The organism is Shinella sp. BE166 (genome assembly GCF_051201095.1).
Taxonomy (GTDB): domain Bacteria; phylum Pseudomonadota; class Alphaproteobacteria; order Rhizobiales; family Rhizobiaceae; genus Shinella; species Shinella lacus.
Map to the genome: position 1 here is coordinate 78,309 of NZ_JBPEHL010000008.1, position 14,995 is coordinate 93,303.

General features: G+C 64.0%; 15 protein-coding genes. All 15 read left to right on the forward strand.

Going from position 1 to position 14,995, the window contains the following annotated elements:
* Nucleotides 1-14 precede the first annotated feature (14 nt).
* The 15 genes from rhaS (at nt 15) to cheD (ending at nt 14,955) form a co-directional block, all read left to right on the forward strand.
* Entirely contained in the window at nt 15-1,001 is a 987-nt protein-coding gene (gene rhaS / locus J2Y63_RS20080) for a rhamnose ABC transporter substrate-binding protein (protein WP_435267540.1), read from the forward strand.
* A gap of 237 nt (nt 1,002-1,238) precedes the next feature.
* A complete protein-coding gene (locus tag J2Y63_RS20085; RefSeq protein ID WP_435267672.1) occupies nt 1,239-2,735 on the forward strand; it encodes a sugar ABC transporter ATP-binding protein in 1,497 nt (498 codons plus the stop codon).
* On the forward strand, nt 2,732-3,715 hold the full coding sequence (locus J2Y63_RS20090; protein WP_435267541.1) for an ABC transporter permease: 984 nt from the start codon (nt 2,732-2,734) through the stop codon (nt 3,713-3,715). The genes J2Y63_RS20085 and J2Y63_RS20090 overlap by 4 nt, the downstream gene beginning before the upstream one ends.
* Nucleotides 3,708-4,703 carry an ABC transporter permease gene (locus tag J2Y63_RS20095; RefSeq protein WP_435267542.1) on the forward strand — a complete coding sequence of 332 codons (996 nt, stop codon included), beginning with the start codon at nt 3,708-3,710 and terminating at the stop codon, nt 4,701-4,703. Before J2Y63_RS20090 ends, J2Y63_RS20095 begins: the two co-directional genes overlap by 8 nt.
* 3 nt (nt 4,704-4,706) lie before the next feature.
* The gene (gene rhaM / locus J2Y63_RS20100; RefSeq protein ID WP_435267543.1) at nt 4,707-5,021 is read left to right on the forward strand and encodes an L-rhamnose mutarotase; all 315 of its coding nucleotides are present in this window, start codon (nt 4,707-4,709) and stop codon (nt 5,019-5,021) included.
* A gap of 4 nt (nt 5,022-5,025) precedes the next feature.
* Complete coding sequence (locus tag J2Y63_RS20105; RefSeq protein ID WP_435267544.1) at nt 5,026-6,384, forward strand: FGGY-family carbohydrate kinase; 1,359 nt, start codon at nt 5,026-5,028, stop codon at nt 6,382-6,384.
* A gap of 517 nt (nt 6,385-6,901) precedes the next feature.
* Nucleotides 6,902-8,500 carry a globin-coupled sensor protein gene (locus J2Y63_RS20110; RefSeq protein ID WP_435267673.1) on the forward strand — a complete coding sequence of 533 codons (1,599 nt, stop codon included), beginning with the start codon at nt 6,902-6,904 and terminating at the stop codon, nt 8,498-8,500.
* A 129-nt stretch (nt 8,501-8,629) separates the two neighbouring features.
* The gene (locus J2Y63_RS20115) at nt 8,630-8,929 is read left to right on the forward strand and encodes an STAS domain-containing protein (RefSeq protein ID WP_134649657.1); all 300 of its coding nucleotides are present in this window, start codon (nt 8,630-8,632) and stop codon (nt 8,927-8,929) included.
* Entirely contained in the window at nt 8,926-9,291 is a 366-nt protein-coding gene (gene cheY1, locus J2Y63_RS20120) for a chemotaxis response regulator CheY1 (protein WP_435267545.1), read from the forward strand. The genes J2Y63_RS20115 and cheY1 overlap by 4 nt, the downstream gene beginning before the upstream one ends.
* Before the next feature lie 16 nt (nt 9,292-9,307).
* Nucleotides 9,308-11,587, forward strand: a complete 2,280-nt coding sequence (locus J2Y63_RS20125) for a chemotaxis protein CheA (protein WP_435267546.1) — start codon at nt 9,308-9,310, stop codon at nt 11,585-11,587.
* Between the two features lie 6 nt (nt 11,588-11,593).
* Nucleotides 11,594-12,058, forward strand: a complete 465-nt coding sequence (locus J2Y63_RS20130) for a chemotaxis protein CheW (RefSeq protein WP_256120763.1) — start codon at nt 11,594-11,596, stop codon at nt 12,056-12,058.
* The gene (cheR, locus tag J2Y63_RS20135) at nt 12,055-12,960 is read left to right on the forward strand and encodes a protein-glutamate O-methyltransferase CheR (protein ID WP_435267547.1); all 906 of its coding nucleotides are present in this window, start codon (nt 12,055-12,057) and stop codon (nt 12,958-12,960) included. Before J2Y63_RS20130 ends, cheR begins: the two co-directional genes overlap by 4 nt.
* Nucleotides 12,957-14,015: a protein-glutamate O-methylesterase CheB gene (gene cheB / locus J2Y63_RS20140; protein ID WP_435267548.1), complete on the forward strand. Its 1,059-nt coding sequence runs from the start codon at nt 12,957-12,959 to the stop codon at nt 14,013-14,015. The genes cheR and cheB overlap by 4 nt, the downstream gene beginning before the upstream one ends.
* On the forward strand, nt 14,015-14,404 hold the full coding sequence (locus tag J2Y63_RS20145; protein ID WP_069059978.1) for a response regulator: 390 nt from the start codon (nt 14,015-14,017) through the stop codon (nt 14,402-14,404). The genes cheB and J2Y63_RS20145 overlap by 1 nt, the downstream gene beginning before the upstream one ends.
* On the forward strand, nt 14,401-14,955 hold the full coding sequence (gene cheD, locus J2Y63_RS20150) for a chemoreceptor glutamine deamidase CheD (protein WP_256120760.1): 555 nt from the start codon (nt 14,401-14,403) through the stop codon (nt 14,953-14,955). Before J2Y63_RS20145 ends, cheD begins: the two co-directional genes overlap by 4 nt.
* The last annotated feature ends 40 nt before the right edge of the window (nt 14,956-14,995 follow it).

Genomic DNA, 14,995 nt, shown 5'->3' on the forward strand with positions numbered 1-14,995 from the left:
GGGAGGAAACAGTCGTGAAAATTCTGAAGACATTGCTTATGACCGCGGCCGTCTCGGTCGCGATGATGGCCACCGCGCAGGCGGAAACCAAGAAGATCGCCCTCGTCGTCAAGGCGCTCGGCATCGGCTTTTTCGAGGCCGCCAACAAGGGCGCGCAGGAAGCCGCCAAGGAACTCGGCGATGTCGAGGTCATCTATACCGGCCCGACGACGACGACCGCTGAAGGTCAGATCGAGGTGATCAACTCGCTGATCGCCCAGAAGGTCGACGCTATTGCCGTTTCGGCGAACGATACGAATGCGCTCGTACCGGCCCTCAAGAAGGCCATGGACCGCGGCATCAAGGTCATTTCCTGGGATTCCGGCGTCGCACCCGAAGGTCGCTCGATGCACCTGAACCCGTCGTCGAACCCGCTGATCGGCAACATGATCATCAAGCTCGCCGCCGACAACCTGCCGGAAGGCGGCGACGTCGCCGTGCTCTCGGCCACCGCGACTTCGACCAACCAGAATGTCTGGATCGAGGAGATGACCAAGGTGCTGCCCAACTACAAGGGCATCAACGTGGTCGCCACCGTCTATGGCGACGACCTTGCCGACAAGTCCTATCGCGAGACTCAAGGGCTCATCCAGTCGCATCCGAACCTGAAGGCGATCATCGCGCCGACCTCCGTCGGCATCGTCGCCGCCGCCCAGGCCGTCACCGACGCTGGCAAGATCGGCCAGATCAACGTCACCGGCCTCGGCCTTCCCTCGGAAATGGCCGGCCATGTGAAGTCGGGCGCCTCCAAATCCTTCGCCATCTGGAACCCGATCGACCTCGGCTATTCCGCCACCATGATCGCCTATGACCTGATCGGCGGCGCGGAAGCCAAGCCCGGCGCAGAACTGAAGATGGGCCGCATGGGCACCGTCAAGCTCGACGACAAGAACGAAGGCGCCATGGCCGATCCGTTCATCTACGATGCCAAGAACGTCGAAGAGTTCGCCAAGATCTTCTGATCTGGCGTGACCCCCCTCTGCCCTGCCGGGCATCTCCCCCTCAAGGGGGGAGATCGGATGGGGCATCGCCTCGCCCATCTCCGACGCTGCTGATGGAGCAGGGTTCTTGCCCCTTGTCGATCTCCCCCCTTGAGGGGGAGATGGCCGGCAGGTCAGAGGGGGGTGCGCATTGCCCGTTATCAAGCATGAACCCAACGAGTGGACCGAGACTTGCTGCAGGACACGACCACATCGCGGATGAAGCCCGCCGTAGCGCTTGAGGGGATCTCGAAATCCTTTCCCGGCGTGCGCGCACTCGCAGAGGTCTCGCTCGCGCTCTATCCGGGCTCGGTGACGGCGCTCGTCGGCGAAAACGGTGCCGGCAAGTCGACGCTGGTCAAAATCCTCACCGGCATCTATCAGCCCGACGAGGGCGTAATCCAAGTCGACGGCGTGGAGACCCGCTTCCCGACCGCCAATTCTGCCGCAAAAGCTGGCGTCACCGCCATCCATCAGGAGACCGTGCTGTTCGACGAACTCTCGGTCGCCGAAAACATTTTTCTGGGCCACGCCCCGCGCACTGCCCTCAGCCTCATCGACTGGAAAAGGATGAACGCCGATGCCCGCGCCCTGCTGTCCCGCGTCGGTGCCGATCTCGACCCGTCGATCCGGCTGCGCGATCTCGGCATCGCCAACAAGCACCTCGTTGCCATCGCCCGCGCGCTCTCCATCGACGCCCGCGTCGTCATCATGGACGAGCCGACGGCGGCGCTGTCGCACAAGGAAATCCACGAACTCTACGAACTGGTCGACCGGCTGAAGGCGGATGGCAAGGCGATCCTCTTCATCAGTCACAAGTTCGATGAAATTCTCCGCATCGCCGACCGCTATACTGTCTTCCGCGATGGCCGTATGGTGGGCGAGGGGCTGATTGGCGAGACGACGCAGGACGATCTCGTGCGCCTGATGGTCGGCCGCGATGTCGGCCAGGTGTTTCCCAAGCAGGAGGTGGCGATCGGCGAGCCGGTGCTCACCGTCTCCGGCTACCGCCACCCGACGGAATTCGAGGACATCAATTTCGAACTACGCCGCGGCGAAATCCTCGGCTTCTACGGCCTCGTCGGCGCAGGTCGGTCGGAATTCATGCAATCGCTGATCGGTATCACCAGGCCCTCAGCCGGTGCCGTCCGGTTGGATGGCGAGATCAAGGTCATCCGCTCGCCGGCGGAAGCGATCGAAGCCGGCATCGTCTATGTGCCGGAGGAGCGCGGCCGGCAGGGCGCGATCATCGGCCTGCCGATCTTCCAGAACGTCACGCTGCCCTCGCTCTCGCGCACCTCCCGCGCCGGCTTCCTGCGCATGGCGGAGGAGTTCGCCCTGGCGCGGGAATATACGGCACGCCTCGATCTGCGCGCCGCCTCGCTCGACCAGGATGTCGGCACGCTATCGGGCGGCAACCAGCAGAAAGTGGTGATCGCCAAATGGCTGGCGACGCGGCCGAAAGTCATCATCCTCGACGAGCCGACCAAGGGCATCGACATCGGCTCCAAGGCGGCCGTGCACGCCTTCATGAGCGAACTTGCAGCCTCGGGCCTCAGCGTCATCATGGTCTCCTCTGAAATCCCGGAAATCATGGGCATGGCCGACCGGGTCATCGTCATGCGCGAGGGCCGCATTGCCGGCCGCTTCGAGCGCGCGGACCTCACGGCGGAAAAGCTCGTGCGCGCCGCCGCCGGCATTCAGGAGGCCGCATGACACTCTTGCTCAAGAACCGCGAAATGCTGCTGGTCGTGGCGATCGTCGCCCTGGTCGTGCTGATCGCCATCCGCTTCCCGCCCTTCGTGACGCCGGGCAATCTCGCCAATGTCTACAATGACACGTCGATCCTGATCGTCCTGGCGCTCGGCCAGATGGCCGTGATCCTGACGCGCTGCATCGATCTGTCGATGGCCGCGAACCTCGCGCTTTCCGGCATGGTGGCGGCGATGATCAACGCGGCGATGCCGGGCCTGCCGATCCCGCTGATCATCCTGATCGCCATGGCGCTTGGAGCCGTGCTCGGCTCGATCAACGGCCTGCTCGTCTGGAAACTCGACATTCCGCCGATCGTCGTCACGCTCGGCACGCTCACCATCTATCGCGGCCTGATCTTCCTGCTGTCGGGTGGCGCCTGGATCAATGCGCACCAGATGAGCGATGCCTTCAAGGCACTACCGCGCGCAGTCGTGCTAGGCTTTCCGCTGCTCTCCTGGCTGTCGCTGGTCATCATCGCCATCATGGTCGTGGTGATGCGCCGCACGCCGCTCGGCCGCGCCTTCTTCGCCGTCGGCGGCAATCCGCATGCGGCGGTCTATACCGGCATCGATGTCGGCCGCACGCGCTTCTTCGCCTATTGCCTGTCGGGCACGCTGGCCGGCCTTTCCGGCTATCTCTGGGTGTCGCGCTACGCCGTCGCCTATGTCGATATCGCGGCGGGCTTCGAGCTCGATATCATCGCGGCCTGCGTCATCGGCGGCATCTCGATTGCCGGCGGCATCGGCTCGGTCGGCGGGGCGCTGCTTGGGGCGCTGTTCCTCGGGGTCATCAAGAATGCGCTGCCCGTCATCAACATCTCGCCCTTCGCCCAGATGGCGATTTCCGGCATGGTCATCATCATCGCCGTCGCCGTGAATGCGCGTGCCGAAAAGCGAAAAGGTCGGGTGATCCTCAGAAAAGCGGAGGCGGTGCATGGCTGAGACCCAGATGGTGGCGCGCCACATCCCCGACCGGCTGGAAGGCCGCGGCGCGCGTCTTGTGAAGAGCTGGGAGACGCTGCTGGTCGCTGTGTCGCTGGCGATCTTCCTCGTCAATTCCTTCGCTTCGCCCTATTTCCTCGATCCGTGGAACCTGTCGGACGCAACGTTCAACTTCACCGAAAAGGCGATGATCGCCTTTGCCATGGCGCTGGTCATCATCTCTGGCGAGATCGACCTCTCCGTCGCCTCGATCATCGCTTTGACTTCCACCGCGATGGGCTACGCCGTGCAACTTGGCTTCGACACGCCGGCGCTCGTCATGGTCGGCCTTGCCACCGGCCTGCTCTGCGGCGCCTTCAACGGCCTGCTCGTCACCGGCCTCGGCCTGCCGTCGATCGTCGTCACCATCGGCACGATGAGCCTTTTCCGCGGCCTCTCCTTCGTCATTCTCGGCGACAAGGCGTTCACCGGCTATCCGGCAAGTTTCTCCTGGTTCGGCCAGGGCTACGTCTGGTGGGTGTTCTCCTTCGAATTCTGCCTCTTCGTGGCACTCGCGATCATCTACGGCATCGTCCTCCACAAGACGAATTTCGGCCGCGCCGTCTACGCCATCGGCAACAACCAGACGGCTGCCCTTTTCTCCGGCGTCCGCGTCGGTCGCGTCAAATTCGTGCTGTTCCTTTTGACCGGCCTGATGGCGGCGATCGCCTCGATCTGCCTCACCGCGCGCCTCGGCTCGACGCGGCCATCCATTGCGCTCGGCTGGGAGTTGGAAGTGGTGACGATGGTCGTGCTCGGCGGCGTCAACATTCTCGGCGGCTCGGGTACCATTCCGGGTGTCGTGCTGGCGGCGCTTATCATGGGCATGGTGACCTTCGGCTTTGGCCTCTTGAATGTGCCGGGCATAGTCATGTCGATCTTCATCGGTTTGCTGCTGATCTCCGTCATCGCGCTGCCGATCCTCTATCGCCGCTTCCGGAGCCGTTGAGCCATGGAGAAATACGCGTTTCGCATGCGGCTCAATCCCGGCATGGCGGATGAATACAAGGCGCGGCACGATGCGATCTGGCCGGAGCTCTCCGCGCTCCTGAAGGAGGCCGGCGTATCCGACTATTCCATCCACCTCGATGAGGAGACGAACCTGCTCTTCGGCGTGCTCTGGCGGCGAGACGACCACACGATGGCGGACCTGCCGAGTCATCCGGTCATGAAACGCTGGTGGGCGTTCATGGCGGACATCATGGAAACGAAGCCGGACAACGAACCGGTCGCCGTGCCGCTCGTCACCGTCTTCCATATGGAATGAGCCGATGATCATCGCCGTCATCGATATCGGCAAGACGAATGCCAAGGTCGTGCTCGTCGATGGCGAAAGCTTTCGGGAAGTTGCCGCACGCACCATGCCGAACGGCGTGGTGCAGGCCGCGCCCTATCCGCATTTCGACACCGAAAAACTCTGGGCGTTCATCGTCGAAAGCCTTGCTGCGCTGAACCGGGAGCACCCGATTGATGCGATTTCGGTCACCACGCACGGTGCCACGGCAGCCCTTGTCGGCGACGATGGCAAACTCGTCCTTCCCGTCCTGGACTATGAGCATGAGGGGCCGCAGGAACTCGGAGAAGAATACCAGACCGTCCGTCCACGTTTCAAGGAAAGCGGCACGCCCGTGCTGCCTGTCGGCCTTAATGCCGGTTTGCAGATCTACTGGCAGTCGAAACGCTTTCCCGCTGAATTCGCCAAGGCGCGCTGGATCCTGATGTATGTGCAATATTGGTCCTTCCGCCTGACAGGCGTTGCGGCGAGCGAGGTGACGTCGCTTGGCTGTCATGCCGATCTCTGGGAGCCGCGCAACGGGCGCTTTTCCAGCCTCGTGGAAAGCCAGGGCTGGACCCGGCTGATGCCGCCCGTCCGCAAGGCGGGCGACGTGCTGGGGCCGATCCTCCCGGAAATCGCGCAAGCGGCGGGGCTGCGGCCGGGCATCCCGGTCCATTGCGGCATTCATGATTCCAATGCCTCGCTGCTGCCTTACGTCCTGACGCGGCGGGCGCCCTATGCGGTGGTCTCGACGGGCACCTGGGTCGTGGTGATGGCGATAGGCGCGCGGCCGGTCGTGCTGGACGAGGCGCGCGATACGCTCGTCAACGTCAATGCGCTCGGCGACCCGGTGCCCTCCGCCCGCTTCATGGGCGGCCGGGCTTTTTCGGTGCTGGGCGGCAAGTCCGGCGACCTGCCGCCGGAAGCCATAGCCGAGGTGCTGGGGCGTGGCGCCATGCTGCTCCCGTCGCTGCCCGAGGATTCCGGGCCGTTTCCCGGCCGCGAGGCGACGTGGACCGTTGCGCGCGAAGACCTGAGCGAAGACGCAGCGCAGGCCGTGATCGCCTTCCATCTCGCCTTGATGACGGCGACCTGCCTCGACCTCATCGGCGCCGAAGGACCGGTGATCGTCGAGGGGCCGTTTGCGGCCAACCGGGCGTTCCTGATGATGCTGAAGGTGGCGACGGCGAGCGCGGTGCTGACCGGCGGCAGCGCGACGGGCACGAGCGTCGGCGCGGCCTGCCTTGCGGCGGGCCGGGCGCCGGAGCCGGCGCTGGTGACGATTGCAGAGGAGTTACCGCCGGGCGCAGCCGACTATGCGGCGCGCTGGCGCTCGCTCGTCGCCGAGGGCTGAGGGCTGTTTCAGAACACCCGGGCCTTGGCCGGGGCGCGGCCCGCATCGATATCGAGAAGCAGGTAGATGGCGGCGAGGGTTGCAGAAGCGATCAGCGCGGCGCCCAGTCCTAGAACAATCATTGTTCGTTCCTCCTGACATCATTGTCAGTCCATGCCCAGACCCTACGCGCGCGAGCTTGCGTGTGGCTTACGCAACGTCGGTTCTGTTAATTTTAGCAATGCCATAAGCAAGCTATGAACTATTAACCTTCAGGCAAGGAATTAACCATAAACATTGCTCTACACGTCGGAATGGGAAATTCGCCATTTCTCACCCAGGCATGATGCCGAACCGCCGTACCGGATCCGAGCCGGTATTCGAGTTTCACCGAATTTGATCATGGATCGACGGGTGGCATCTCTGTGCCGCCGCGTGAGCACGGCTCGGTAGCCAACCTCTCCATGCGAGAATTCAGTCGTCCATCCATTGCGGGTGGCCGGGGCATTGTTGGTTTGGGAGCAGTTTGGTGCAGGAAATGCCGGCAGAACAGGCACGAACGGGACAGGCAGCCAGCCTGCGCGACCGTTTGCGCTTTGCCGGCGTCGAAGGCACGCAGGGCGACACGCTCCGCCGTCACCGCCAGACGCTCGAACGGCATGTCGAAACGGCACTTCGCGATCTCTTCCAGCGCTTCCAGACCTTTCCCGATGCCGCCCGCCATTTCCAGAGCGAGCGCCAGATCGACCGCCTGCACGATCTCCAGAGCTCCCACTGGAGCGTGCTGACCGATGCGCGGTTCGATGCGCTCTATGCCGAACGGGTCAAGGTCCTTTCCGACAGCGAAAGCCAGATGGGCCTCGACCCGCGCTGGCGCATTGCCGGCCATTCGGTCGTCGTCGAAACGGTCGTCACCGGCCTGATCGAACAATATTGGCCGAAATCCATGTTCTCCGGTGCCAAGGCCCGCCGCCAGGAGCTGACCGACCTCGTCTCCGCCTTCCTGCGCACCGCGATGGTCGATATGGAAATCGGCGTCTCGCTGCGCTTCAACAAGTTGCGCCACGCCCATCAACGGGCGCTTGGCGAACAGCGCCGCGAGGACCGCGCGGAGCTCGATCGCGTCTTCGGCGAAACGATCCGCAGCCTTTCCGCACTCGATTTCTCCGCGCGCGTTTCCGGCGAGATGCCGGAGGCCTGGCGCGAGCTGGCCGAGACGCTGAACGGCGCGCTCGACGAAATCCAGTCCCGACTTACCACCGCCGCCGATCGCGCGACGGAATCGGACCGCCTCGTCGGCACGCTCGCCTCGGGCGCCGGCGCCTTGTCGGCCCGTTCGGCCGAGCAGTCGGCAAGCCTGATCGAGACGGCGAATGCCCTCGGCACCATCGTGGAGCGCGTGCGCCAGACGCTGGGCGAAACCCGCAAGGCGCAGTCGGCCGCCGCCACAACGCAGCAGTCCGTAGCCGAAAGCGGTAACATCGTCGGCGAGGCCATGTCCGCGATGGCGGATATCGAGGCGTCGGCGGAAAAGATCGGCCAGATCATCGGCGTCATCGACGAGATAGCCTTCCAGACCAACCTCCTGGCGCTCAACGCCGGCATCGAAGCCGCCCGCGCCGGCGATAGCGGCCGCGGCTTCGCGGTGGTCGCGCAGGAAGTGCGGGCACTCGCCCAGCGCTCGGCGGACGCGGCGCGCGAGATCAAGCAGCTCGTGACGGGCACCAAGGCGCAGGTGGAAGCCGGCGTCGAGCACGTTCACCGTACCCAGGATGCGATCGGCAACATCGTGCGCCAGGTTGCCGACATCAATGACGCCATCACCGGCATCGTGCGCGAAAGCGCCGTCGATGCCGAAGGGCTTGGCGGCGTCACCGCGGATATCGGCCGTGCCGGCCGTGCGCTCGAAGCCGATGCTTCGGATGCGGGCCGCGTCGGCGAGGCCGGCGGCGACCTGCACACGGTCATCCTCGAACTCGGCCGCACGATCCGTGAATTCCACGTTTCGTCCGGCCGCGACCTTCGTCGCAACACGCGTCCCGCGCCGGCGGAAACGCGTGTCGCCGCGGAACGCAGCGACGTGCAGGCTTCGCCCCTCGATTTCCTCACGGCTCGTGCCGTCGGCTTCGGAGGGTGAGATGACGGAGAGACGGCCCCGGCACTGGTTCTCGACGGCGCGCAGCCGGCTTTCGGAAGGAAGCCATCCGCCCGCCGGCCGGAACGAGACAACGATGATTTTGCACAGACGCAGACAAGGAACCCGGTAATGGCGAGCAAGAAAGCCGCTCAGAAAAGTCTAAGCCTTGCCCCCGTCCTCGATCTTAACGAGGCGACGGCGCTGCATGCACAGCTCATGGGGCTGAAGGGCGGTCCGCTCGTCATCGACGCTTCGGCGGTCGAGCGGGTCGGTGCGCTCTGTGCCCAGGTACTGATGGCTGGCGCCAAGAGCTGGGAGGAGGACAAGCAGCCCTTCACCTTCGCCAAGGTGTCCGAACCTTTCATGAAGACAATGCAACTTATTGGCGTGAATATTGATCACTTGCTGGCACAGGAGGCTAGGCAATGAAGAAAAAAGTACTCACCGTGGATGATTCCCGGACAATTCGAAACATGCTTCTCGTCACCCTCAACAATGCAGGCTTCGAGACCATCCAGGCCGAAGACGGCATCGCGGGCCTCGAAGTTCTGGAAAACGCGAACCCCGATGTCATCGTCACCGACATCAACATGCCGCGTCTCGATGGCTTCGGCTTCATCGAGGGCGTTCGCCGCAACGAGAAGTACCGGGCAATCCCGATCCTCGTTCTGACGACCGAAAGCGACGCCGAGAAGAAGAACCGTGCACGCCAGGCCGGCGCCACGGGCTGGATCGTAAAGCCTTTCGACCCGACGAAGCTGATCGACGCAATCGAGCGCGTAACCGCCTAATCCAGGATTTCTCCCGATGGATATGAACGAAATCAAAGAGATTTTCTTCCAGGAGTGCGAGGAGCAACTCGCGGAACTGGAGTCCGGTCTCTTGAAGTTGAACGATGGGGATCGCGACCCGGAGACGGTCAACGCCGTGTTCCGCGCCGTGCATTCGATCAAGGGCGGTGCCGGTGCATTCGGCCTCGATGACCTCGTTTCCTTCGCCCATGTGTTTGAGACGACACTGGATTGCGTTCGATCCAACAAGCTGGAGCCGACCCAGGACGTCCTGAAGGTCATGCTGAAATCCGCCGACGTTCTGGCGGACCTGACCAATGCGGCGCGCGACGGCGGAAGCGTCGACGAGGCGCGCAGCCGCACCCTCATCCGCGAACTGGAAGCGCTGGCGAACGGCGAAGTGCCGGCCGCTGCCGAGGCCCCCGCGCCGAAACCCGTGGCTGCTGCTCCCAAGGCGGCCGCGCCGGCGCCGGTCGTCGAAAAGCCGGCGGTCAACGACGAAGGCTTCCAGCCGATCCCCTTCTCCTTCGGCGATTTCGACGAAGAGCCGGCCGATCGCTACGTGCCGACCTGCCAGATCCTCTTCCGCCCGAAGAAGGACCTCTATGCCAAGGGCAACGAAGCGGCCCTGCTTCTGCGCGATCTCTCCCGCCTCGGCGAGATGAGCATCTATTGCGACATGGACAGCCTGCCGCCGCTCGACAAGATGAACCCGGAGGAAGCCTATTTCTCCTGGAAGATCTCGGTGACGACAGACAAGGGCGAGGACGGTGTGCGCACCGTCTTCGAATTCGCCGAGTGGGATTGCGATCTCGACATCCGCACCGTCGAGGAAGAAGTCGTCGGCGAGGCGGCGAACGAGGAAGAGCTGCCGATGCAGCCGGTGCCGTTCGACCTGTCGATCCTCGACGAAGGTGGTTCGACTGCTGGGGACGAAGAGCCGGCCGCCATTGAAAGCGACGCGGCTGCCGCCGTTGCCGCCGCCGAAACCGTCAGCAAGGTGGCGCAGGTCGCAAGCCGCGCCGCCGAAAACGCCAAGGCCGCGGCTTCCGCCGCCAGCGCCGCTCAGGCCAACCAGGCTGCCGCCGCAGGCCAGACGATCCGCGTCGATCTCGACCGCGTCGACCGCCTGATCAACCTTGTCGGCGAGCTCGTCATCAACCAGGCGATGCTCTCGCAGAGCGTCGTCGAGAACGACACCAACGGCACGTCCTCCATCAATATGGGCCTCGAAGAGCTGCAACAGCTCACCCGCGAGATCCAGGATTCCGTGATGGCGATCCGCGCGCAGCCGGTGAAGCCGGTCTTCCAGCGCATGGCCCGTACCGTTCGCGAAATCGCGGATATTACCGGCAAGTCGGTCCGCCTCATCACGGAAGGCGAGAACACCGAAGTCGACAAGACCGTCATCGACAAGCTCGCCGAGCCGCTGACGCACATGATCCGCAACGCGGTCGACCATGGCCTGGAAATGCCGGAGAAGCGCGAAGCGCTCGGCAAGAACCCGGAAGGTACGGTCCGCCTCACGGCGAAACACCGCTCCGGCCGCATCGTCATCGAACTTGCCGACGACGGCGCGGGCATCAACCGCGAGAAGGTGCGCCAGAAGGCGATCGACAACGATCTCATCGCCGCCGACGCCAACCTGTCGGACGAGGAAATCGACAACCTGATCTTCCACGCCGGTTTCTCCACCGCCGACAAGGTTTCCGACCTTTCCGGCCGCGGCGTCGGCATGGACGTGGTCAAGCGCTCGATCCAGGCGCTCGGCGGCCGCATCTCGATCTCGTCGAAGCCGGGCCAGGGCTCCGTCTTCACCATGAGCCTGCCGCTGACGCTGGCCGTCCTCGACGGCATGGTGGTCACGGTTGCCGGCCAGACGCTGGTCGTGCCGCTGACGGCGATCGTCGAGACGCTCCAGCCGGAAGCCTCGGCCATCCACTCCTTCGGCGCCTCGCAGCGCCTCATCTCGATCCGCAACTCCTTCTGCCCGCTGGTGGATGTCGGCCGGATCCTCAACTTCCGCAACACGCAGGCCAATCCGATGGACGGCGTGGCCCTGCTCGTCGAATCGGAAGGCGGCGGCCAGCGTGCCCTCATGGTCGATGCCATCCAGGGCCAGCGCCAGGTCGTCATCAAGAGCCTGGAGGCCAACTACACCCACGTACCCGGCATCGCCGCCGCCACCATTCTCGGCGACGGCCGCGTGGCCCTCATCCTGGACGTCGATGCGGTGGTCGCCGCCTCGCGCGGACAGTCGCTCAGACAAGACATCTCGCTCGCTGCAACCGGTTAAGAGACAATGACGTACGCGGCAAACAATCTCACGCATGGACGGGAACTGATCGCCTTCAGGATCGGCGACCAGGAGTTCTGCGTGAACGTGATGTCGGTCCGGGAGATCCGTGGATGGACCCCGGCGACGTCGATGCCGCATGCGCCGTCCTATGTGCTGGGCGTGATCAACCTGCGCGGTGCCGTTCTGCCGATCGTCGACCTGTCGCTGCGCCTCGGCATGAAGCCGGCCGAGCCGACGGTGCGCCACGTCATCATCGTCGCCCAGGTCGGGACGAGGGTGGTGGGCCTGCTGGTCGATGCGGTGTCCGACATCCTGACCGTGACCGACGACAACATGCAGCCGACGCCGGACATCGCCAATGAGGCGGCGAAGGCCTACGCCCGCGGCATCCTCGCCATCGAGGGCCGCATGATCTGCCTCATCGAACTCGATGCCCTGTTCCCGCATACGGAAAGCGAAGCTGCATGACCTATTCCCCGGCCATCGATGCAAGACAGTCTCCGGACGAGTGCCTTGCCAGCGGCGAATACCCGCTGACGCGCAAGGACCTCTCGGAGATTGCGGCCATGATCTATGCGGATGCCGGAATCTACCTCAACGAGACCAAGGCCTCGCTCGTCTACTCGCGCCTGTCGAAGCACATCCGCCAGCTCGGCCTCAAGGGCTTTCGGGAATATTGTGCGCTCGTTTCCTCGCCCGCCGGTGCCGGCCCGCGCAAGGAGATGCTGTCGCACCTGACGACCAACTTCACGCGCTTCTTCCGCGAGAACCATCACTTCGACCATATGAAGACCGACGTGCTGCCGGACCTCCTGGCGCGCGCCCGCAATGGCGGCCGCGTGCGCATCTGGTCGGCCGCCTGTTCGGATGGTCAGGAGCCCTATTCGATCGCGCTCACCGTGCTGTCGCTGATGCCGAACGCCGCGGATTACGACTTCCGCATCCTCGCGACGGATATCGACCCGAAGATCCTCGCCATCGCCCGCGCCGGCGCCTATGACGCCAATGCGCTCGAAACGGTCAACCCCGCCATGCGAAAGCAGTTCTTCCGCGAGGTGGATGCGGGCGGCCGGCAGAAATGGCAGGTCGATGACCGCGTGAAGCGCCTCATCACCTTCAACGAGCTGAACCTGATGGCGCAATGGCCGTTCAAGGGTCCGTTCGACGTGATCTTCTGCCGCAACGTCGTCATCTATTTCGACGAGCCGACGCAGATGAAGATCTGGTCGCGCTTCGCCGGCATGCTCGGCGACGCCGGCCACCTCTATATCGGCCACTCGGAGCGCGTCTCGGGCGAGGCGAAGAACCAGTTCGATAATATCGGCATCACCACCTACCGCTACACGGGCAAGTACAGGAGGAGCGCATGATGGCACCCGCGCGCGTACTCGTCGTCGACGACTCGCCGACCATGCGCGGCCTGATCACGGCCGTGCTCAATGCAGATCCGGACGTCAACGTCGTCGGCCAGGCCGGCGACGCCATGGAAGCCCGCAACGCGATCAAGCAGCTCAATCCGGACGTCGTGACGCTCGATATCGAGATGCCGAACATGAACGGGCTCGAATTCCTCGACAAGATCATGAAGCTCCGGCCGATGCCGGTCATCATGGTTTCGACGCTGACCCATCGCGGCGCGGAAGCTTCGCTGATGGCGCTGGAAATCGGTGCCTTCGATTGCGTGGGAAAACCGCAGCCGGGCGACGCCCGCCCCTTTGGCGACCTCGCCGAAAAGGTGAAGGCCGCCGCCCGCTCGCAGCGCCGCCAGATCCGCACGGACGTGCCGCCGCTGGCCCCGACCGCCGCCAACGTCAACCCGGCCGTGAGCTACAAGCCCGGCCGCCGGGTCGTCGCCATCGGCGCCTCGACGGGCGGCGTGGAAGCGCTGATCGCGGTCCTGCAGAAGTTCCCGGTCAATTGCCCGCCGACCGTCATCACCCAGCACATGCCGCCGTCCTTCACCAAGAGCTTTGCCGACCGGTTGCACCGGCTCTGCGCGCCCGTGGTGCAGGAAGCGACGGACGGTGCCCGCCTTGAGATCGGCAAGATCTACCTGGCGCCCGGCGGCGAACGTCATCTCCAGGTCTCCAACCCGCATGCACCCTGCTGCCGGTTGGTGGAACGGGATCCGGTCAACGGCCATCGCCCTTCGGTGGATGTGCTGTTTGATTCGGTGGCCGAACTTGCCGGCCGCAATGCGGTCGGCGTCATCCTCACCGGCATGGGCCGGGACGGGGCAAGCGGCCTGTTGAAAATGCGCCATGCAGGGGCGCGGACCATCGGTCAGAATGAAAAAACCTGCGTCGTATATGGAATGCCGAGAGTGGCTTTCGAGCTGGGCGCCGTAGAACACCAGTTTCCGCTCTCCTCCATTGGGGAGGAAATCTTGAAGATCACTGCGGCCCGTAGAGAAGGGAGCGAATAATGTCTATCGCTGAAAAAATCAAAGTCCTCATCGTCGATGATCAGGTGACCAGTCGCCTGCTGCTGGGTGATGCCCTGCAGCAACTCGGCTTCAAGCAGATCACGGCAGCCGGTGATGGTGCGCAGGGCATGGCCATCATGGCCCAGCAGCCGCACCATCTCGTGATCTCCGACTTCAACATGCCGAAGATGGACGGGATCGAGTTCCTTCAGGCGGTGCGGTCCAACCCCACCACCAAGAAGGCGGCCTTCATCATCCTCACCGCACAGGGCGACCGTGCCCTGGTGCAGAAGGCGGCGGCACTCGGTGCCAACAACGTTCTCGCCAAGCCGTTCACCATCGAAAAGATGAAGGCGGCCATCGAAGCCGTGTTCGGGGCATTGAAATGATAGCAGACGCCGGGACGCGCCGCGTCCATGTCATCCAGGGAGAATACAAGGTCCTCAACGATCCGAATGTGGTGCTCACCACCATTCTCGGCTCGTGCGTGGCCGCCTGCATGCGCGACCCGGTCATTGGCGTCGGCGGTATGAACCATTTCCTGCTGCCGGGCTCGGCCGAGGCGATGGCCTCGGGCGGCGACGCCACGCGCTACGGCGTGCACCTGATGGAACTGTTGATCAACGGCCTTTTGAAGCAGGGCGCGCGCCGCGACCGGCTGGAGGCGAAAATCTTTGGAGGCGCGAAGACGATCGCGCGCTTCTCCAATGTCGGCGAGCAGAACGCGCTGTTCGCCCGGCAGTTCCTGATGGACGAAGGCATCAAGGTCGTCGGTGAAAGCACCGGCGGCGAGCATGGGCGCAAGCTGGAATACTGGCCGTCGAGCGGCCGGGCCAGGCAATATGCGCTGACAGGGGTGGAGACGCAGAAGACGGTGGCGCTGGAGCAGCGGCCCGTACCCGTCGCCAGGCCTGTCGAAAGCTCGATCGAATTCTTCTGACCGGGCAATCGCACCCCAAGGAAGCGAACAGGGTATAAAA